Source organism: Klebsiella sp. JN_Kp121 (genome assembly GCF_040062145.1).
Classification (GTDB): domain Bacteria; phylum Pseudomonadota; class Gammaproteobacteria; order Enterobacterales; family Enterobacteriaceae; genus Klebsiella; species Klebsiella aerogenes.
Genome location: NZ_JBEAHX010000027.1, coordinates 92,163 through 111,728 on the forward strand (window position 1 = coordinate 92,163; position 19,566 = coordinate 111,728).

The window sequence follows — 19,566 nt, forward strand, 5'->3', positions numbered from 1 at the left end:
TCATTCTGTTAACTAATGAAACCTTTATTAAACATTAAGTGAATAAATTAATTTTTGACTTATTTTTGGCTACAACAGGGTTCTTGCGTCATATCAAAAAATAAGCAAATACCCATGAAAAACGCATTTATTATCCATGCCATGTATTGATGATACAAACCATTCTCATTATCATCGTTATCAGTTAAGTTTTATTCTTCTTCGTTGGCTATAGTCCCCAGCGCCGCTTTAATAGCCGCGCCTGGAAATTCTCTTTTCGGTTAGCGATAACAAGTAGGCCCTATGCAATTCACTCCTGATAGTGCGTGGAAAATCACCGGTTTTTCTCGCGATATTAGCCCGGCTTATCGGCAGAAACTGCTCTCCCTGGGAATGTTGCCCGGTTCTTCGTTTCATGTCGTGCGCGTGGCGCCACTGGGCGATCCTATTCATATTGAGACCCGGCGCGTGAGCCTGGTATTACGTAAAAAAGACCTCGCGTTAATTGAACTGGAAGCGGTTGCGCAATAACACCTGACCCGGCACTAAGAGTCTGAAAAATGAAAAAATTAACCGTTGGTTTAATTGGTAATCCTAATTCCGGCAAAACAACGTTATTTAATCAGCTAACCGGCGCGCGCCAGCGGGTGGGTAACTGGGCGGGGGTCACCGTTGAGCGTAAAGAAGGCGCCTTCACCACCACCGACCACCAGGTTACTCTGGTTGACCTGCCGGGCACCTATTCGCTGACCACCATCTCCTCGCAAACATCGCTCGATGAACAAATTGCCTGTCACTATATTCTCAGCGGCGATGCCGACCTGCTGATTAACGTCATCGACGCCTCGAACCTGGAACGTAACCTCTATCTGACCCTGCAGCTGCTGGAGTTGGGTATTCCCTGCGTCGTCGCGCTAAACATGCTCGATATTGCCGAAAAACAGCAAATTCGCATCGACGTCGACGCGCTGGCGGCCCGTCTCGGCTGCCCGGTGATTCCGCTGGTCTCCACCCGCGGTCGCGGCATCGAAGCGCTGAAAATGGCGCTTGACCGCCATGAGCAAAATCAGCCGCTGGAACTGGTGCACTATCCGCAATCCCTGCAGCGCGAAGCCGATATGCTGGCGCAGGCGATGCCTGCTGATATGCCGCTGCGTCAGCGCCGCTGGCTGGGGCTGCAGATGCTGGAAGGCGATATTTACAGCCGCGCCTTTGCCGGCAACGCCGCCGACAAACTGGATCTGGCGCTGGCCAACCTGAGCGGCGAGATGGACGATCCGGCGCTCTATATCGCCGATGCCCGCTATCAAAGTATCGCCGCGGTATGCGATGCCGTCAGTAACACCCTGACCGCTGAGCCGAGCCGGTTCACCACGGCGATGGATAAAATTATCCTTAACCGCTTCCTCGGCTTACCGATCTTCCTGTTCGTGATGTACCTGATGTTCCTGCTGGCTATCAACATCGGCGGCGCCCTGCAGCCGATTTTCGACGCCGGTTCGGTGGCTATTTTCATTCACGGCATCCAGTGGCTGGGCTACACTCTGCACTTCCCGGACTGGCTGACCGTATTCCTCGCGCAAGGGCTGGGCGGCGGTATCAACACCGTGCTGCCGCTGGTGCCGCAAATCGGCATGATGTACCTGTTCCTCTCCTTCCTTGAGGACTCCGGGTATATGGCGCGCGCGGCCTTCGTAATGGACCGCCTGATGCAGGCGTTAGGCCTGCCGGGGAAATCCTTCGTGCCGCTGATCGTTGGTTTTGGCTGTAACGTGCCTTCCGTTATGGGCGCCCGTACGCTGGATGCGCCGCGTGAACGGCTGATGACTATCATGATGGCGCCGTTTATGTCCTGCGGCGCCCGATTGGCGATTTTCGCGGTCTTTGCCGCCGCCTTCTTCGGCCAGAACGGCGCGCTGGCGGTCTTCTCACTGTACGTACTGGGCATCGTGATGGCGATCCTCACCGGCCTGATGCTCAAATACACCATTATGCGCGGTGAAGCCTCGCCGTTCGTGATGGAGCTGCCGGTGTATCACGTACCGCACATCAAGAGCCTGGTTATCCAGACCTGGCAGCGCCTGAAAGGCTTCGTCCTGCGCGCCGGTAAGGTCATTGTGATTGTCAGTATTTTCCTCAGCGCGCTGAACAGCTTCTCGCTCAGCGGCAAAGTGGTCGATAACATCAACGACTCGGCGCTGGCTTCGGTTAGCCGAGTGATTACCCCGGTGTTTAAGCCCATTGGCGTGCACGAAGATAACTGGCAGGCAACCGTCGGCCTGTTTACCGGCGCGATGGCGAAAGAAGTGGTGGTCGGTACGCTGAACACCCTCTACACCGCGGAAGATATCCAGAATGAAGAGTTTAACCCACAGGAGTTTAGCCTTGGCGACGAGCTGTTAGCCGCCGTCGATGAAACCTGGCAGGGGCTGAAAGACACCTTTAGCCTGAGCGTGCTGGCGAACCCGATTGAAGCAAGCAAAGGCGACGGCGAAATGGAAACCGGCGCCATGGGGGTGATGGGCAGTAAATTCGGCAGCGCCGCCGCCGCGTACAGCTACCTGATCTTCGTCCTGCTCTATATTCCATGCATTTCCGTGATGGGAGCGATTGCCCGTGAGTCCAGCCGCGGTTGGATGATGTTCTCGGTGTTGTGGGGGTTGAATATCGCCTACTCGCTATCGACGCTGTACTACCAGACCGTGAGCTTTAGCCAACACCCGCGCTACAGCCTGGTGTGTATTCTGGCGGTAATTCTGTTTAACGTCGTGGTCTTTGGCCTGTTGCGTCGGGCGCGTAGCCGGGTGGATGTTTCCCTGCTGGCGACGCGTAAAACCCCGACGTCCTGCTGCCAGAGTCCGGCCGGCGACTGCCACTAAGGAGCAATCATCATGGCATCGTTAATTGACGTTCGCGATATGCTGGCCCTGCAGGGGCGCATGGAAGCCGCACAGCTGAGCGCCCGCCTGCATACGCCACGGCCGCTGATCGACGCCATGTTAAGCCGCCTGGAAGCGATGGGAAAAGCGGTCAAGATGACCGAAGATGCCGATGGCTGCCTTTCCGGCAGCTGTAAAAGCTGCCCGGAAGGGAAAGCCTGTCTGCGGGAGTGGTGGTCTTTGCGCTGAATAAGACATCCCGGATGGCGGCGCGTTGCGCCTTGTCCGGGCTATCTGCGGTGCGATTTGCTAGCCCTGCCAGGCGCAACGCTGGCAGGGAAAATCAGGCTTACTTATACACGTCGGCGTTCGCGTGAACCGTCTTCTCGTTCTTCTCGCCGGCAATCACTACGAAGTACTTACCACCCAACTCATCCGCTTTCTTCGACAGATCGCGCTTCGCGTCCATCGGCGACGTGGTACGGGAAGTCGTGATGCTGCCGACCTTGGTCAGATTCATCTTCGCGACTTCATCTTTTTGAATCTCTTTCGCCGCGAACGCGCCAAAAGAGAGGGAGCCTATCACCAGAGATGCAACAATACCTGTAACAAGTTTCATAGCCTTTACTCTCCATAAGGTTGTTATTTTTAGTTTGCGGCGGCAAAAACGAAATAATCAACCACCGCAACAACCTAAGTATTGCCCGATCCTGATGATTTACCATGCAGCGCTAAAAATAATTATTCAGCCGGTTTTTCAGCGCGATGAGAGGCTCACAGAATGGCTGGGGATGCGAAATAAACGGTGCGTGGGCCGCCTTTTCGAAGACAACAGACTCACTTTGCGGCCACAGCTCATCCAACAGAGGAACGATTTTACGCGGCACCAGCCCATCCAGTCGGCCATAGAGGCGCAAAAACGGCATGGTCAGCGCGGCGAGCGGTTGACGCAAATCGGCGGTTTTGAGGATTTCCAGCCCGCCGTTGAGAACCTCAGCAGGCGGCATCGGCAGCGACAGAACGGTGCTTTTCAGCGCCCGGGCGTCCTGGCGCGCGCTTTCGGTGCCCATGGTTTGCAGGGCGAGAAAACGCTCGACGGTACGCTGGAAATCTTCACTCAGCTGTTGCTGGAAGCCGCTCAGCACTTCCGGTTTAATCCCCGGCCACTGGTCGCGCGCGCCAAAACACGGCGAAGAAGCGACGGTCACCAGCGCCTGCACGCGTTGCGGGTGCTGCAGCGCCACCAGGCTCGCTACCAGCCCGCCCAGGCTCCAGCCAAGCCAGATAGCCTGCTCCGGCGCTTTTTCAACGACCTGCTGCGCCATCTCTTCAAGCGTTAAGGCGCCAAAACCACCGCTGCGGCCATAGCCCGGTAAATCCACCAGGTGAAGGGTAAAATGCGTAGCCAGTTCCGGCGTGATGCAATCCCATACGTTGGCATTCAGCCCCCAGCCGTGCAGCAGCACAAGATGACAATTTCCTTCGCCCGTGGTTTGCCACCAGATGTCATTCATCAGTTACTGTTCTCTTTCCATCACTATGAGGGGAATTATGCTAACAGCACACAGCTTATGCTGGCTATGCCAAATGCCGCTGGCCATGGCTCACTGGGGGATGTGCTCGCGCTGCACCGCCTCGCTGCTCGTCACGCCATCGCTCTGCCCGCAGTGCGGTTTACCGGCATTGGCGCCCGCCTTGCCCTGTGGACGCTGCCTGCAAAAACCACCGCCCTGGCAGCGGCTGGTGACGGTGAATAGCTATGCCCCACCGCTAAGCGGGCTGGTACACCAGTTTAAGTTTGCCCGTCATCCGGAACTCGCGGCGGCGCTGGCGCGACTGCTTCTTTTACGCCTGCGCCTTAATTGCGGGCTGCCGCCAGTGGATCGGATTGTCAGCGTGCCGCTGTGGCAGCGCCGTCATTGGCGTCGGGGATTTAACCAAAGCGAGGCGCTATGTCGCCCGCTGGCGCGCTGGATGGGCTGCGCCTGGCGCGGCGATGCGCTGACGCGAAGCCGGCGTACCGCAACGCAGCATCAGTTAAGCGCCAGATTACGTAAGCAGAACCTGAAAAATGCTTTCCAGGTTGAATTATCCGTTCGGGGCCTCCATATCGCCATTGTGGATGATGTCGTCACAACCGGAAGCACCGTCGCCGAGATTTCCCGCCTGCTTTTGCGAAACGGCGCCGCGACGGTTCAGGTATGGTGTTTGTGCCGTACCTTGTAGACCCCCGCTGATGGGCGTATTATAACCCAGTAAAATAGTCAACTATTAGGCCAACGCTATGATCCGTATTTCCGATGCTGCACAAGCGCACTTTGCCAAACTGCTGGCAAATCAGGAAGAAGGGACGCAAATTCGCGTATTTGTGATTAATCCCGGCACCCCAAACGCTGAGTGCGGCGTATCCTATTGCCCACCGGATGCGGTGGAAGACACCGACACGGCGCTGAAATTTGAACAGCTGACCGCGTATGTTGATGAACTCAGCGCACCTTATCTGGAAGATGCTGAAATCGACTTCGTCACTGACCAGCTCGGTTCCCAGCTGACGCTGAAAGCGCCTAACGCCAAAATGCGTAAGGTTTCCGACGATGCCCCGCTGATGGAGCGCGTGGAGTACCTGCTGCAGTCGCAGATCAACCCACAGCTGGCCGGTCACGGCGGTCGCGTTTCGCTGATGGAAATCACCGAAGACGGTCTGGCTATCCTGCAGTTCGGCGGCGGTTGCAACGGCTGCTCAATGGTCGATGTGACCCTGAAAGAAGGGATCGAAAAGCAGCTGCTGAACGAATTCCCGGAGCTGAAAGGCGTGCGCGATCTGACCGAACACCAGCGCGGCGAGCACTCCTACTACTAAGCTTCCCCCTCTCGCCCGGCAACAATCCGTTTGCCGGGCGACTTCTCCCTTCCGCATGTTACCGCACAACATTTCTGACTAGCCATCACGGCAAAAACCCGGCAGAGAGTATGACTTAAGTCTCATATTTAAAATTTACCCCGCGCAGGGCATTCTCAAAGCTCACATGTTACCCGTATCATCCACAGCAAGCACCACCGACAAAAAAATAGCCAGCTATCCTTTCTCTGGGTCAGGAATAAGCCAGCTTTACGGTGCAAGACATCCTTGTTCCTCTGCGGAACGGATACTGTAGATGTTCAGACTTTAACGTTACCCATAACAAGTTAAGGCCAGGTAAATCATGCCATTAGTCATCGTAGCTATCGGGGTTGCCCTGTTATTGTTGCTGATGATCCGTTTCAAAATGAACGGCTTCATCGCTCTGGTTCTGGTGGCGCTCGCCGTCGGATTAATGCAGGGTATGCCTCTGGATAAAGTCATCGTATCCATCAAAAACGGCGTCGGGGGCACGCTCGGCAGCCTCGCACTGATCATGGGCTTCGGCGCTATGCTCGGTAAAATGCTGGCGGACTGCGGCGGCGCGCAGCGTATCGCCACTACCCTGATTGATAAATTCGGTAAAAAACATATTCAATGGGCCGTTGTACTGACCGGTTTCACCGTCGGTTTCGCCCTGTTCTATGAAGTCGGTTTCGTGCTGATGCTGCCGCTGGTCTTTACCATCGCCGCTTCCGCGCGTATCCCGCTGCTGTACGTTGGCGTACCGATGGCCGCGGCGCTCTCCGTCACCCACGGTTTCCTGCCGCCACACCCGGGCCCGACCGCTATCGCGACAATTTTCCACGCCGATATGGGCAAAACGCTGCTCTACGGGACAATTCTGGCTATCCCGACGGTTATTCTCGCCGGCCCGGTTTTCGCCCGTTTCCTGAAAGGTATTGATAAACCGATCCCGGAAGGCCTGCACAACCCGAAAACCTTCACTGAAGAAGAGATGCCGGGCTTTGGCGTCAGCGTCTGGACCTCTCTGGTACCGGTGATCCTGATGGCGATGCGCGCCGTCGCCGAGATGGTTCTGCCGAAGGGCCACGCCTTCCTGCCCGTTGCCGAGTTCTTCGGCGACCCGGTGATGGCGACCCTGATTGCGGTGCTGATCGCGCTGTTCACTTTCGGCCTCAATCGCGGCCGTTCCATGGAGCAGATCAACGATACGCTGACCTCCTCTATCAAAATCATCGCCATGATGCTGTTGATCATCGGCGGCGGCGGCGCCTTCAAGCAGGTGCTGGTGGATAGCGGCATGGATAAGTACATCGCTTCTATCATGCACGAATCCAATATGTCACCGCTGTTTATGGCGTGGTCTATCGCTGCGGTGCTGCGTATTGCGCTGGGCTCAGCTACCGTTGCCGCTATCACTGCAGGTGGTATCGCCGCGCCGCTGATTGCCACCACCGGCGTTAGCCCGGAGCTGATGGTTATCGCCGTGGGTTCCGGTAGCGTTATCTTCTCGCACGTGAACGACCCAGGTTTCTGGCTGTTCAAAGAGTATTTCAACCTGACCATTGGCGAGACCATCAAGTCCTGGTCGGTACTGGAAACCATCATTTCCGTGTGCGGCCTGGTTGGTTGTCTGCTGCTGGGGATGGTGGTGTAACCCTCTCTCCCTGAGATAAAAAAGGCCGGGTGCGCATCATGCGCCCCGGCCTTTTTTGTTCTTCGTTTCCCGGATAGCGGCGCAAAGCGCCTTATCCGGGCTACCCGCAGTGCCGTTTTTTGTCGGATGGCGGCTAACGCCTTATCCGACCTACGGTCCGCGCGGCCTGCATTTAATTTATTCACCATGCTGGCTGAAACTGCAGGTGTTGGCGGCCTCAAAATCGCTGAGACGTTCCCGGAAGGCCGGGGCAGCCCGCATGGATGCGGGCTGAGGGCCGTGTTTTGCACGGACGCTGCCTCGGCCCGACCCGAAGCCTGCCGGGATAAGTCGAAGGTACCACGAAGTGGCGATTTTGGCGGCCAGAGCCCGGGGGTACAGGGGGCGGTGGCGACTGGCCGCCCCCTGTGCGCTCCCTGCGCCATGAGAGACATAACGCAGAAGAAATATCGGGAGTGCAATGTGCTCGGAATTAACACAAAGCACATGTTTTCCCCGACCAAAATCGTTGCAAACCGATAACAGTATCTACCAGTAGCCCCGGTAAGCGCAGCGCCACCGGGGCATTCTCTCTGGATTAACGGGCTTTGCGGCGCTTATCCAGATCTTTAATCAGCTTATTCACCTGCGCATCGGCAAACATCTGCTCGAGCGTCACGCTAAGCTTACGCCGCCAGTTGGGATACTCGGTACTGGTGCCCGGGATGTTGACCGGCGAAGCCATCTCCAGCCAATCTTCCGGCTGCAGCCCAAGCAGGGCGCTGTTGCTGTCGGCGATATAGCGCTGCATCCCGCGATTGAGCGTTGAGGTCATCGCCATCAGCGAGGCTTTATGTCCGGCGCGCTTCGGCAAACAGCCGTGCCGATGCAGCGCATCCAGCAACCCCTGCTTTGCTTGTTCGCGATCGGCATATAAGCCGCGCAGCACCACTTCATCCGGATACAGACCCAGCGTCTTCCCGAGCGTCAAATCACCGCTCTCCCAATAGCCGCGCAGCGTCGGGAGATCGTGGGTCGTTGCGACCGCCATCGACTGCTGTGGATAAGCCTTCGGCGCGCGGAACGTTTTATCAGGGCCATTTTCGAAATAGAGCACTTTATACGAGTAAACGCCGCTTTTGCGCAGCTTGCCGACGATTTCAACCGGTACGGTACCGAGGTCTTCGCCAATGACCATGCAGCAGTGCCGCTGGCTCTCCAGCGCCAGGATCGCCAGCAGGTCATCCACGGGATACTGCACATAGGCGCCATGGTCGGCGGTTTCGCCATACGGTATCCACCACAAACGCAGCACCGACATCACGTGGTCAATACGCAATGCGCCGCAGTTTTGCATATTCGCCCGTAGCAGTTCGATAAACGGCTCGTAGGCGCGGGCAGCCATCACGTGCGGATCCATCGGCGGCAGGCCCCAGTTCTGTCCCAGCGGGCCGAGGATGTCCGGCGGCGCGCCGACGGAAGCCTTGAGGCAATACAGCTCGCGATCGCACCACGTCTCCGATCCGCCTTCGGCGACGCCGACCGCCAGATCGCGATACAGGCCAATCGGCATCCCGTCCTGCTGGCTGGTGTGCCAACAGGCGGCGAACTGCGTATATGCCAGCCACTGCAACCATAGATAAAAGCTCACCTCATCGGCATGCTCCGCACAGAAGGTTTTCACCTGCGGACTGCTCGTGCTCTGATACGCTTCCGGCCATGCCGGCCAGCCCCAGCGCATCGGATCCTGACGGCTTTGCCAGGCATGCAGCGCATCAAACGCCGCCTGCCAGTAGAGACTTTCGCCCTCGCGCAGCACGAACTGACGGAACTCCGCCATTTGCTCATCTTCACGCGTAGAAAACTCGGCCCACGCCAGACGCAGCGCGGTCAGCTTCAGCGCGGTGACAGCGGTATAGTCGACATCAGCGGTCTGCCGCGCGGCCTGCAAGGCCTGCTGGGTTTCCGCAAGCTGCCACCATGCCTGCGCGGCAGGGCTACGCTGGAAATCCTCCACCGCGTTGACGTCGATATAGATGACGTTAAGCCAGCGGCGCGATGACGGACTGTACGGACTGGCGCTCTCCGGGTTCGCCGGATAGAGCGCGTGAATCGGGTTGAGGCCGATAAACGCGCCGCCGCGACGGGCGATTTCCGGCAGCATGGCGCGTAGATCGCCGAAGTCGCCAATGCCCCAGTTGTTCTCAGAACGCAGGGTGTAGAGCTGGACGCAGGCGCCCCATAGCTTTTTGCCCTCTTTGAGCGCCTGCGGTTCGTAGCAGCGCGCCGGGGCGACGATCGCCCGGCAGTGCCAGCGTTCGCCGTCCCGCGTGAGGGTCAGGGTGTGATAGCCCGTCGGCAATCGCCCAGGCAAAGCGAGCGTTTCGCCGCCGCGCGTCTCACCCTGATACTGCTTACCTTCTTCGGTCGTCAGCAGCCAGTGAAACGCGCCGCTTCCCGCTACCGGCAACTGCATTTTTTTACCGTGGGTAAAAACCTTGACGCTGGGCAGCGGTTCTACTGCCGCTTTCGCGGCAGTAGACGTACGATGCATAGCATCCAGCAAACGTTGTTTGGTGGCCGCCGCGATCGACTGCGGCTGGCCGTGCGCGTTGATATAGCTGGGGCTGATCCCCGCCGCCAGCGCGGCATTATCAAGGCGTTTATTCTCCATAGGCCTGTCCTTAGCGTTTTGCCTGCCAGATACGTTGCTGATAATCACGAATAGAGCGGTCGGAGCTGAACATGCCGCAGCGCGCGGTGTTGAGGATCGCCGCACGGGTCCAGGCTTCCTGGTCGCGATACAGTTCGTCTACCTGCTTCTGCGCCGCGACGTAAGCGCTAAAGTCAGCCAGCACCAGGTAAGGATCGCCGCCTTGCAGCAGGCTATGCAGCATCTGATCAAAGGCGTGTTTGTCGCCGCCGCTATATTTACCGCTTTCCAGCTCTTTCAGCACCGCGTCCAGCAGCTTATCTTTCTTGCGCCATTTCAGCGGATCGTAGCCTTTCGCCTTCAGCGCCTTAACTTCTTCCACGGTATGGCCGAAGATAAAGATATTGTCCTCGCCAACCTGCTCGGCGATTTCAACGTTGGCGCCGTCAAGAGTGCCGACGGTCAGTGCGCCGTTCAGCGCCAGCTTCATGTTGCCGGTACCAGAGGCCTCTTTACCCGCCGTGGAAATCTGCTCGGAGACGTCCGCCGCCGGGATCAGCATTTCCGCCGCCGATACGCAGTAATCCGGCAGGAAGACCACTTTCAGCTTATCGCCCACCAGCGGATCGTTATTGATCGCCTCGGCCACCTTGTTGATCGCCAGAATAATATTCTTCGCCAGGTAGTAGCCCGGCGCGGCTTTAGCGCCAAACAGGAAGACGCGCGGTACGCGGTCGGCCTGCGGGTTTTCGCGGATCTCTTTATACTGCGCCAGAATATTCAGCAGGTTGAGGTGCTGGCGTTTGTATTCGTGCAGGCGCTTAATCTGGATATCAAAAATCGCCTGCGGGTTGATGTCGATACCGGTACGCCGCTTCACGAACTCAGCGAGACGCACTTTATTCGCCTGCTTAATGTCGCGATAAACCTGACGGAATTTGGCATCGTTGGCGTACTTCTCCAGCTTGATCAGCTGGTCGAGATCGTTGGCCCACTCTTTCTTCAGCGTCTTATCGAGCAGGGCAGCCAGCGCCGGATTACACTGTTTAATCCAGCGACGCGGCGTAATGCCGTTGGTCACGTTATGGAATTTGTTCGGCCACAGCTGGTGATATTCCGGGAACAGATCCTTCACCACCAGATCGGAGTGCAGCGCCGCGACGCCGTTCACCGCAAAGCCGCTCACCACGCACATGTTGGCCATGCGAACCTGTTTATCATGGACCACCGCCAGCTTCGCCCACACCTGCTTATCGCCCGGCCAGGTTTTCTCCACCAGCAGTTTAAATCTGTCGTTAATCTCTTTGATTATCTGCATGTGGCGCGGCAGCAGCGCCTTGACCAGCTTCTCATCCCAGCACTCCAGCGCTTCCGGCATCAGAGTATGGTTGGTGTAAGCGAAGGTTTTGCTGGTGATGGCCCACGCATCGTCCCAGCTCATCTGGTGCTCATCAAGCAGCACGCGCAGCAGTTCCGGGATGGCGATGGTCGGGTGGGTGTCGTTCAACTGGATCACTTCATAATCCGCCAGCTCATGCAGCTTGCGGCCAGCCAGATGGTGACGACGCAAAATATCGGCCACCGAGCAGGCGCACTGGAAGTACTGCTGCATCAGGCGCAGTTTTTTCCCCGCCAGATGGTTGTCATTCGGATACAGCACCTTGGTCAATTTTTCGGCGTCGATACCTTGCTGCTCCGCGCGCAGGAAATCGCCGTCGTTGAATTTGGTCAGGTTGAACGGATGGGCATGTTTCGCCTGCCACAGGCGCAGCGGCTGCGCGACGTTATTGCGATAGCCAAGCACCGGCAGATCCCAGGCTTCGCCGGTAATCACGAAAGCCGGTTGCCATTCGCCGCTTTTGCTGACTTTACCGCCGATACCCACCTGCACATCCAGCGCTTCGTTGTGGCGGAACCACGGATAGCTGCCGCGTCCCCAGTCATCCGGCGCTTCCATCTGCTGACCGTCAGCGAAGGATTGACGGAACAAACCGTACTGGTAGTTCAGGCCGTAACCGGTCGCCGACTGGCCGACGGTGGCCATAGAATCCAGGAAGCAGGCCGCCAGACGGCCCAGGCCGCCGTTGCCCAGCGCCGGATCGGTCTCTTCTTCCAGCAGGTCGGTCAACTGGATGTCGTACGCCTTCAGCGTCTCGCTCACTCCTTCATACCAGCCCAGGTTGAGCAGGTTATTACCGGTCAGGCGACCGATCAGGAACTCCATCGAAATGTAGTTAACGTGGCGCTGTCCTTTAACGGCTTCCGCCGCCGGTTGCGCCGCCAAAAGCTCCGCCAGCGCGCCGCTGACCGCGCGCCACCACTGGCGTTGGGTCATCTCTGCGGCTGACGATAAACCGAAACGCTGCCACTGACGCGTCAGTGCAGCCTGAAACTGAGCCTGGTTAAAAGAAGTCTGTGACATAAGAAATCCTGGTCCTTTACTAAAACGTTAGCCTTAGTGTGCCGACCTCCCGAGGCCGCTGCCTCCTCCCGAGGGGGATTAGACAGGGAGGAGTAGCGGGGATGAGCGAAAATTGTGATCGCGGCCACTTTAACGTTAGCTCGTCGACGGGAATTCGCCGCCCTATTGCGCGTGTAGAACAATAATTTCGCCAGCGCAACGAACGGCAAATTTGTTACAGCGCAATTCATAGCACAAAGCAAAATTCGCTCGTGCCATTATCGTGAAATAAAAAATAAACTACTGACAGAATAAAAAGATGCCATGACAAAAATACGTGAAATAGATTAAACCTAAGAATCCACTGACGATAATTTAATAAAAACAATCAACTACAAAAAATGCCGGGTAAAGTAATTTCGTCCCGGACGAAACCGTCGTAAACCGAGGCATGACGCGTTCTGGTACCGGTTTAAAGCTAATTAAAAACCGAAGCGAGAAATTGTGACCGAGAGCAAATTCAAGAGCATCAATTTTGGACATAACTTGCAATAACTTTCATTATCGCCGACCTTAGGAGTCATTAATTACGAAGCGCAAAAAAAATCCCCATCCCTTTCTTGCACAGCGAAAAAGTGAACTATGTTGATTCCGTCAAAATTAAGTCGTCCATCCCGTCTTGAACACACTGTGGTTCGCGAACGGTTGCTGGCGAAACTTTCCGGCGCGAACAATTATCGTCTCGCGTTGGTGACCAGCCCGGCAGGTTACGGCAAAACCACGCTCGTTTCGCAGTGGGCTTCGGGTAAACATGACCTTGGCTGGTTTTCGCTTGATGAAGGCGATAATCAACAAGAGCGCTTCGCCAGCTATCTGATTGCGGCGATTCAACAGGCGACAGGCGGCCACTGCGCCGCCAGCGAAGCCATGGTGCAAAAGCGCCAGTACGCCAGCCTGCCGTCGCTGTTTGCGCAGCTGTTTATTGAGCTTGCCGACTGGCAGCGTCCGCTGTACCTGGTCATTGATGATTATCACCTGATTACCAATCCGGTGATCCACGATGCCATGCGCTTCTTCTTGCGCCATCAGCCAGAGACCATGACGCTGGTAGTGCTGTCGCGCAACCTGCCGCAGTTGGGGATCGCCAACCTACGGGTGCGCGAGCAGTTACTGGAAATCGGCAGCCAACAGTTGGCTTTTACTCATCAGGAAGCGAAACAGTTCTTTGACTGCCGCCTCGCCTCCCCCATTGAAGCCGATGACAGCAGTCGCCTGTGCGATGACGTCGCCGGTTGGGCCACCGCCCTGCAGCTCATCGCCCTCTCCGCCCGGCAGAAAAACACCTCAGCCCAGCACTCCGCCCGTCGTCTCGCCGGGATTAACGCCAGCCACCTTTCCGACTATCTGGTCGATGAAGTGCTGGATAACGTCGATGCCCGTACCCGCAGCTTCTTGTTAAAAAGCTCGCTGCTGCGCTCGATGAATGACGCGCTTATCGTCCGCGTCACCGGCGAAGAGAACGGCCAGATGCAACTGGAAGAGATCGAACGTCAGGGGCTGTTTCTGCACCGGATGGATGACTCCGGCGAGTGGTTCCGCTATCACCCGCTATTCGGCAACTTCCTGCGCCAGCGCTGTCAGTGGGAAATGGCCACCGAGCTACCGGAAATTCACCGCGCCGCCGCCGAAGCGTGGATGGCGCAGGGGTTCCCCACCGAAGCCATCCATCATGCGCTTGCCGCTGGCGATGCCGCCATGCTGCGCGATATTTTGCTCAACCACGCCTGGGGCATGTTCAACCATAGTGAGCTGGGTCTGCTGGAACAATCGCTGGCGGCGCTGCCGTGGTCGAACCTGCTGGAAAACCCGCGGCTGATCCTGTTACAGGCCTGGCTGATGCAGAGCCAGCATCGCTATAGCGAAGTGAATACCCTGCTGGCCCGCGCCGAGCAGGAGATGGATGTCGAAATGGATACCGCGATGCACGGCGATTTCAACGCCCTGCGCGCGCAGGTCGCAATCAACGCCGGCGATCAGGACGAAGCCGAGCGTCTGGCAATGGTGGCGCTGGATGAACTGCCGCTGGCGAGCTATTACAGCCGCATCGTCGCCACTTCCGTTCACGGCGAAGTGCTGCACTGCAAAGGCCACCTGAGCAAATCGCTGGCGGTGATGCAGCAAACAGAACAGATGGCTCGCCGTCATGACGTCTGGCACTACGCCCTGTGGAGCATGATCCAGCAGAGCGAGATTCTGTTTGCCCAGGGCTTCCTGCAGGCGGCATGGGAGATTCAGGATAAAGCTTTCCAGCTTATCCGCGATCAGCATCTTGAACAGCTGCCGATGCATGAGTTCCTGTTGCGCATCCGCGCGCAGCTGCTGTGGGCGTGGGCGCGTCTTGATGAAGCAGAAGAAAGTGCCCGCAGCGGCATCGCTGTGCTGGCAAACTACCAGCCGCAGCAGCAGTTGCAGTGCCTAGCGTTGATGGTGCAGTGCTCGCTGGCGCGCGGCGATCTCGACAACGCCCGCAGCTTATTAAACCGCCTGGAAAATCTGCTGGGCAACGGCCACTATCACAGCGATTGGGTCTCTAACGCCGACAAAGTGCGGGTGATCTACTGGCAGATGACCGGTGATAAAACCGCAGCGGCCAACTGGCTGCGCCAGACGCCGAAACCTGAATTCGCCAATAACCACTTCCTGCAAAGCCAGTGGCGCAACATTGCCCGCGCACAGATCCTTCTCGGTGATTTTGATTCCGCCGAAATGGTGCTGGAAGAGTTAAATGAAAATGCCCGCTCGCTGCGGCTGATGAGCGATATCAACCGTAACCTGCTACTGTTGAACCAGCTGTACTGGCAGGCGGAGCGCAAGGGCGAGGCGCAAAAAGTGTTAATGGAAGCTTTAACCCTCGCTAACCGCACCGGCTTTATCAACCACTTCGTGATTGAAGGCGAAGCCATGGCCCAGCAGCTGCGCCAACTGATTCAACTGAATACGCTGCCGGAGCTGGAGCAGCACCGCGCCCAGCGTATCCTGCGCGATATTAACCAGCATCATCGACATAAATTCGCCCATTTCGACGAGAGCTTCGTCGAACGGCTGCTGAACCACCCGGAAGTACCGGAGCTTATCCGCACCAGTCCGCTGACCCAGCGCGAGTGGCAGGTGTTAGGGTTAATCTATTCCGGTTACAGCAACGAGCAGATCGCCGGCGAACTGGATGTCGCGGCCACCACGATTAAAACGCATATTCGCAATCTATATCAGAAACTGGGCGTCGCGCACCGCCAGGATGCCGTTCAGCATGCCCAGCGGTTGCTCAAAATGATGGGATACGGCGTATAACGCCGTTTAGCACAGCTCCAGCTGCAGGTTGTTGTCTTTAATCACCTTCAGCACGCCTGCGGGCGGCATGATATCGGTATAAACCGCATCGACCATACTAATGCTGCCCATGTTCACCATCGCATTACGGCCAAACTTCGAGTGATCCACCACCAGCATCACGTGGCGCGAGTTTTCGATAATCGCCCGCTTGGTGCGCACTTCATGGTAATCAAACTCCAGCAGCGAGCCGTCGCTATCAATACCGCTAATACCAAGAATGCCGAAGTCGAGGCGGAACTGGGAGATAAAATCGAGCGTCGCTTCGCCGATGATCCCGCCGTCGCGGCTACGCAGCTCGCCACCGGCGAGGATAATGCGAAAATCGTCTTTCACCATCAGCGTATTCGCGACGTTGAGATTGTTGGTCACAATCCGCAGGTCATTATGATCGAGCAACGCATGGGCCACTGCTTCCGGCGTCGTGCCAATGTCGATAAACAGGGTTGCGCCGTCGGGTATTTCGCTCGCCACTTTCCGCGCGATGCGCTCTTTTTCCGCCGTCTGGGTCGCTTTCCTGTCGTGCCACGAGGTGTTGACCGAGCTTGAAGGCATCGCCGCGCCGCCGTGGTGGCGGAGGATCATTTTTTGTTCCGCTAAATCATTCAGATCGCGACGAATAGTCTGCGGGCTGACGGCAAACTGCTCCACCAGCTCTTCGGTACTGACGTATCCCTGTTTTTTTACCAGCTCGATAATCGCGTCATGACGTTGTGTTTGTTTCATGAAATATCCCTGGGAATCTCTACGTTCGTTTTCGCACATTTAGCGTATCGACAAGCGCCATCGCCAGCCCGACTGCCAGGCCCGCCACGTGCGCGCCATTGGCGATCGACATGCCGAAAACATCAAACCATCCAGCCACTAACCACACTAAAGAGAAGAGGATCAGACCGCGTTGCAGATAAATACCGCTCTGCGGGTCGCGCTCGCCGCGCAGCCAGACATAGCCCATTAATGCATAGACCACTCCCGACAAACCGCCGAACCACGGGCCGCTAACCTGATGCTGGACGAATCCGCTCAGCAGAGCGCTGATAATGGTAATCACCACCAGTTTGCCGCTACCGATGCGCTTCTCCACCGCACCGCCGAGGTACCACCACCATAGCAGGTTAAACAGAATATGCATCAGCGAGAAGTGCATGAAAGCATGGGTAAGATAGCGCCAGGCTTCGAATTTCAGCGAAGGATCGTAGGGCCAGGCAAGCCAGATCATCATCGTCTGATCGCCCAGAACGTTTTGCAGTATGAAGACCAGGATACAGGCCAGCAAAATCGCCCACGTAAACGGCCCGGCGTTGTTACGCAGGGTAGCTAAAAACGGGAAGCGTTGATAATGCAATCCGCTATTGGTATGCCCCGATTGCCAGCTGGCGGCGAGATAGCGCGGGTCGGCCGGGTTTTCGAGAAAACGGGCCAGCTCGGCCTGCACCCGCGCGGCCTGGGTTTCATCAGCCAGCCAGACATCGCTCTGCGTGTGCTGTTGGATAGTCAGGATGACCCCTTGCGTCGCCATATAGTCGACAAACGCCTGGGCCACGCGCGGGTTGGCAAAAGAGGTAATCATTAACATACAGCGGATCGCTTATTCCACACAAAGGGGGCTAGTATATACCGTACCGCGCTTATAGCGAGCCGTGTGCAACTTCCGCCGGGAAATGACGATGCCAGGCGTCAAAACCGCCGTCGACGCTGTAGACGTTCTCGAAGCCCTGCTGCAGTAAATACTGCGCGGCGCCTTTACTGCTGTTGCCGTGGTAGCACATCACCATCACCGGCGTCTCAAAGTCGTTATCGCGCATAAAAGCGCCCAGGGTATCGTTGGTCAGATGAAACGCGCCCGGCGTGTGCCCCATTGCATAGCTTTGCGGGTCGCGGATATCGACCAGCACCGCCTTCTGCTGATGCAGTTTCTGATGCGCTTCTTCTACATTGATACATTCAAATTGTTCCATGATTCTCTTCTCTATTGCACTTCATGACGGGCGGTGACCGACCCTGATTTTACCCGCTAGTGTACCGTCAGGCGGTAAATAAACGCCAATATGTTACATGCATCACTCTGAAATGTTTTTTTGATGTTACCAAAAGCGCGTTTGTTTGCTATAGTGAGCGATATCGAACATTTATGAGCTTAAACGAAAGTGAACGAGGTGCGAGCGTGGAAATCAAAGATCTGATTGTGATAGGCGGAGGCATCAACGGTGCCGGTATCGCGGCAGACGCCGCCGGGCGCGGTTTATCCGTGCTGATGCTGGAAGCGAGAGACCTTGCCTGCGCCACCTCGAGCGCCAGCTCAAAACTGATTCACGGCGGCCTGCGCTACCTGGAACACTACGAATTCCGCCTGGTCAGCGAAGCGCTGGCGGAGCGCGAGGTGTTATTAAAAATGGCGCCGCATTTGGCCTTCCCGATGCGCTTTCGCTTACCACATCGCCCGCATCTGCGCCCGGCGTGGATGATTCGTATCGGTCTGTTTTTATACGATCACCTCGGCAAACGTACCAGCCTGCCGGGCTCGACCGGTTTGCGCTTTGGCGCGGAATCGGTACTTAAGCCGGAAATCGTGCGCGGTTTCGAATATTCCGACTGCTGGGTCGACGATGCGCGTCTGGTTCTTGCCAACGCCCAGATGGTGGTACGTAAAGGCGGCGAGGTTCGCACCCGCACCCGCGCTATCTCGGCAAAACGCGAAAACGGCCTGTGGGTGGTGGAAGCGGAAGATATCGATAGCGGCGAAAAATTCACCTGGCACGCGCGCGGTCTGGTTAACGCCACCGGCCCGTGGGTGAAACATTTCTTCGACGAAGGCATGCATCTGCGCTCGCCGTATGGCATCCGCCTGATCAAAGGCAGCCATATCGTGGTGCCGCGCGTGCACACCCAGAAGCAGGCCTATATCCTGCAAAACGAAGATAAACGTATCGTGTTTGTCATCCCGTGGATGGATGAGTTCTCAATTATCGGTACCACCGACGTCGAGTACAACGGCGATCCAAAAGAGGTGGCGATCGATGATAAAGAGATCAACTATCTGCTGAACGTCTACAACGCGCACTTTAAAAAGACGCTGTCGCGCGACGATATCGTCTGGACTTACTCCGGCGTGCGTCCGCTGTGCGACGATGAATCCGACTCGCCGCAGGCGATTACCCGCGACTATACCCTCGATATTCACGATGAGAACGGTCAGGCGCCGCTGCTGTCGGTATTCGGCGGCAAGCTCACCACCTACCGTAAACTGGCGGAACATGCGCTGGAAAAACTGACGCCGTATTATCAGGGGATTGGCCCGGCGTGGACCAAAACCGCCGTTCTGCCCGGCGGCGATATCGGCGGCGACCGCGACGACTACGCGGCGAAACTGCGCCGTCGCTTCGCGTTTATCAGCGAATCAATGGCCCGCCACTACGCCCGCACCTACGGCAGCAACAGCGAGTGGATCCTTGGCGAAGCGACTTCGCTTGCCGATCTGGGAGAAGATTTTGGCCACGAGTTTTATGAAGCCGAGCTGAAGTACCTGGTCGAACACGAGTGGGTTCGCAGCCTGGATGACGCTATCTGGCGCCGTACCAAACAGGGGATGTGGCTGAATGCCGAGCAGCAGGCGCGTATCAGCGAGTGGCTGGCGCAACATACGGGAAAGTCTGAACTGTCGTTAGCGTCCTGACATACCCCGGGCGGCGGCTGACGCCTGGCCCGGGCTACATCACCGCACACACAAAAACGGGGCCTACTGGGCCCCGTTTTACTGATGCTTAACCG

The 19,566-nt window shown here is 56.9% G+C and carries 15 protein-coding genes; 8 read left to right on the plus strand and 7 right to left on the minus strand.

The features are described 5' to 3' along the window. The first annotated feature begins 282 nt into the window (after positions 1 to 282). Genes feoA through feoC form a run of 3 tightly spaced genes read left to right on the plus strand, consistent with a single transcriptional unit; the run spans position 283 to position 3,107 of the window. On the plus strand, positions 283 to 510 hold the full coding sequence (gene feoA, locus ABLU86_RS18970) for a ferrous iron transporter A (protein ID WP_015703677.1): 228 nt from the start codon (positions 283 to 285) through the stop codon (positions 508 to 510). Between the two features lie 29 nt (positions 511 to 539). Continuing rightward, entirely contained in the window at positions 540 to 2,858 is a 2,319-nt protein-coding gene (gene feoB, locus ABLU86_RS18975) for a Fe(2+) transporter permease subunit FeoB (protein WP_015703678.1), read from the plus strand. A 12-nt stretch (positions 2,859 to 2,870) separates the two neighbouring features. Further along, positions 2,871 to 3,107: a [Fe-S]-dependent transcriptional repressor FeoC gene (feoC, locus tag ABLU86_RS18980; protein WP_015369360.1), complete on the plus strand. Its 237-nt coding sequence runs from the start codon at positions 2,871 to 2,873 to the stop codon at positions 3,105 to 3,107. A 100-nt stretch (positions 3,108 to 3,207) separates the two neighbouring features. Here feoC and ABLU86_RS18985 read toward each other — a convergent pair whose 3' ends face one another. Both ABLU86_RS18985 and bioH read right to left on the minus strand, forming a co-directional pair. Continuing rightward, on the minus strand, positions 3,208 to 3,477 hold the full coding sequence (locus ABLU86_RS18985; RefSeq protein ID WP_015369359.1) for a YdgH/BhsA/McbA-like domain containing protein: 270 nt from the start codon (positions 3,475 to 3,477) through the stop codon (positions 3,208 to 3,210). A 112-nt stretch (positions 3,478 to 3,589) separates the two neighbouring features. Further along, positions 3,590 to 4,372: a pimeloyl-ACP methyl ester esterase BioH gene (gene bioH, locus ABLU86_RS18990; RefSeq protein ID WP_032713170.1), complete on the minus strand. Its 783-nt coding sequence runs from the start codon at positions 4,370 to 4,372 to the stop codon at positions 3,590 to 3,592. A 37-nt stretch (positions 4,373 to 4,409) separates the two neighbouring features. Between bioH and gntX the strand changes: the two genes are divergently transcribed. The 3 genes from gntX to gntT all read left to right on the plus strand — a co-directional run bounded on the left by gntX (position 4,410) and on the right by gntT (position 7,378). Continuing rightward, on the plus strand, positions 4,410 to 5,084 hold the full coding sequence (gntX, locus tag ABLU86_RS18995; protein ID WP_032706492.1) for a DNA utilization protein GntX: 675 nt from the start codon (positions 4,410 to 4,412) through the stop codon (positions 5,082 to 5,084). A gap of 58 nt (positions 5,085 to 5,142) precedes the next feature. Next, entirely contained in the window at positions 5,143 to 5,718 is a 576-nt protein-coding gene (gene nfuA, locus ABLU86_RS19000; RefSeq protein WP_015369356.1) for a Fe-S biogenesis protein NfuA, read from the plus strand. Between the two features lie 343 nt (positions 5,719 to 6,061). Then, complete coding sequence (gntT, locus tag ABLU86_RS19005; RefSeq protein WP_015369355.1) at positions 6,062 to 7,378, plus strand: gluconate transporter; 1,317 nt, start codon at positions 6,062 to 6,064, stop codon at positions 7,376 to 7,378. A 577-nt stretch (positions 7,379 to 7,955) separates the two neighbouring features. On the opposite strand, the gene malQ is transcribed toward gntT, so the two are convergent. Both malQ and malP read right to left on the minus strand, forming a co-directional pair. Continuing rightward, positions 7,956 to 10,031, minus strand: coding sequence for a 4-alpha-glucanotransferase (gene malQ, locus ABLU86_RS19010; RefSeq protein WP_142689329.1), 2,076 nt, complete (start codon positions 10,029 to 10,031; stop codon positions 7,956 to 7,958). 10 nt (positions 10,032 to 10,041) lie between these two features. Next, positions 10,042 to 12,432, minus strand: a complete 2,391-nt coding sequence (gene malP, locus ABLU86_RS19015) for a maltodextrin phosphorylase (RefSeq protein WP_142689330.1) — start codon at positions 12,430 to 12,432, stop codon at positions 10,042 to 10,044. Between the two features lie 621 nt (positions 12,433 to 13,053). Between malP and malT the strand changes: the two genes are divergently transcribed. Beyond that, entirely contained in the window at positions 13,054 to 15,759 is a 2,706-nt protein-coding gene (gene malT / locus ABLU86_RS19020) for an HTH-type transcriptional regulator MalT (RefSeq protein ID WP_015369352.1), read from the plus strand. Between the two features lie 6 nt (positions 15,760 to 15,765). On the opposite strand, the gene ABLU86_RS19025 is transcribed toward malT, so the two are convergent. The 3 genes from ABLU86_RS19025 to glpE are packed head-to-tail and all read right to left on the minus strand — an operon-like array spanning position 15,766 to position 17,756. Next, positions 15,766 to 16,524 (minus strand): DeoR/GlpR family transcriptional regulator, encoded by a 759-nt coding sequence (locus ABLU86_RS19025; protein ID WP_015369351.1) that lies wholly within the window; start codon positions 16,522 to 16,524, stop codon positions 15,766 to 15,768. Positions 16,525 to 16,543: 19 nt separating this feature from the next. Further along, positions 16,544 to 17,374 (minus strand): rhomboid family intramembrane serine protease GlpG, encoded by an 831-nt coding sequence (gene glpG / locus ABLU86_RS19030; protein WP_015369350.1) that lies wholly within the window; start codon positions 17,372 to 17,374, stop codon positions 16,544 to 16,546. A gap of 52 nt (positions 17,375 to 17,426) precedes the next feature. Then, a complete protein-coding gene (gene glpE / locus ABLU86_RS19035; RefSeq protein WP_015369349.1) occupies positions 17,427 to 17,756 on the minus strand; it encodes a thiosulfate sulfurtransferase GlpE in 330 nt (109 codons plus the stop codon). Positions 17,757 to 17,962: 206 nt separating this feature from the next. Between glpE and glpD the strand changes: the two genes are divergently transcribed. Next, positions 17,963 to 19,471, plus strand: coding sequence for a glycerol-3-phosphate dehydrogenase (gene glpD, locus ABLU86_RS19040; protein WP_020077778.1), 1,509 nt, complete (start codon positions 17,963 to 17,965; stop codon positions 19,469 to 19,471). Positions 19,472 to 19,566: the final 95 nt, after the last annotated feature.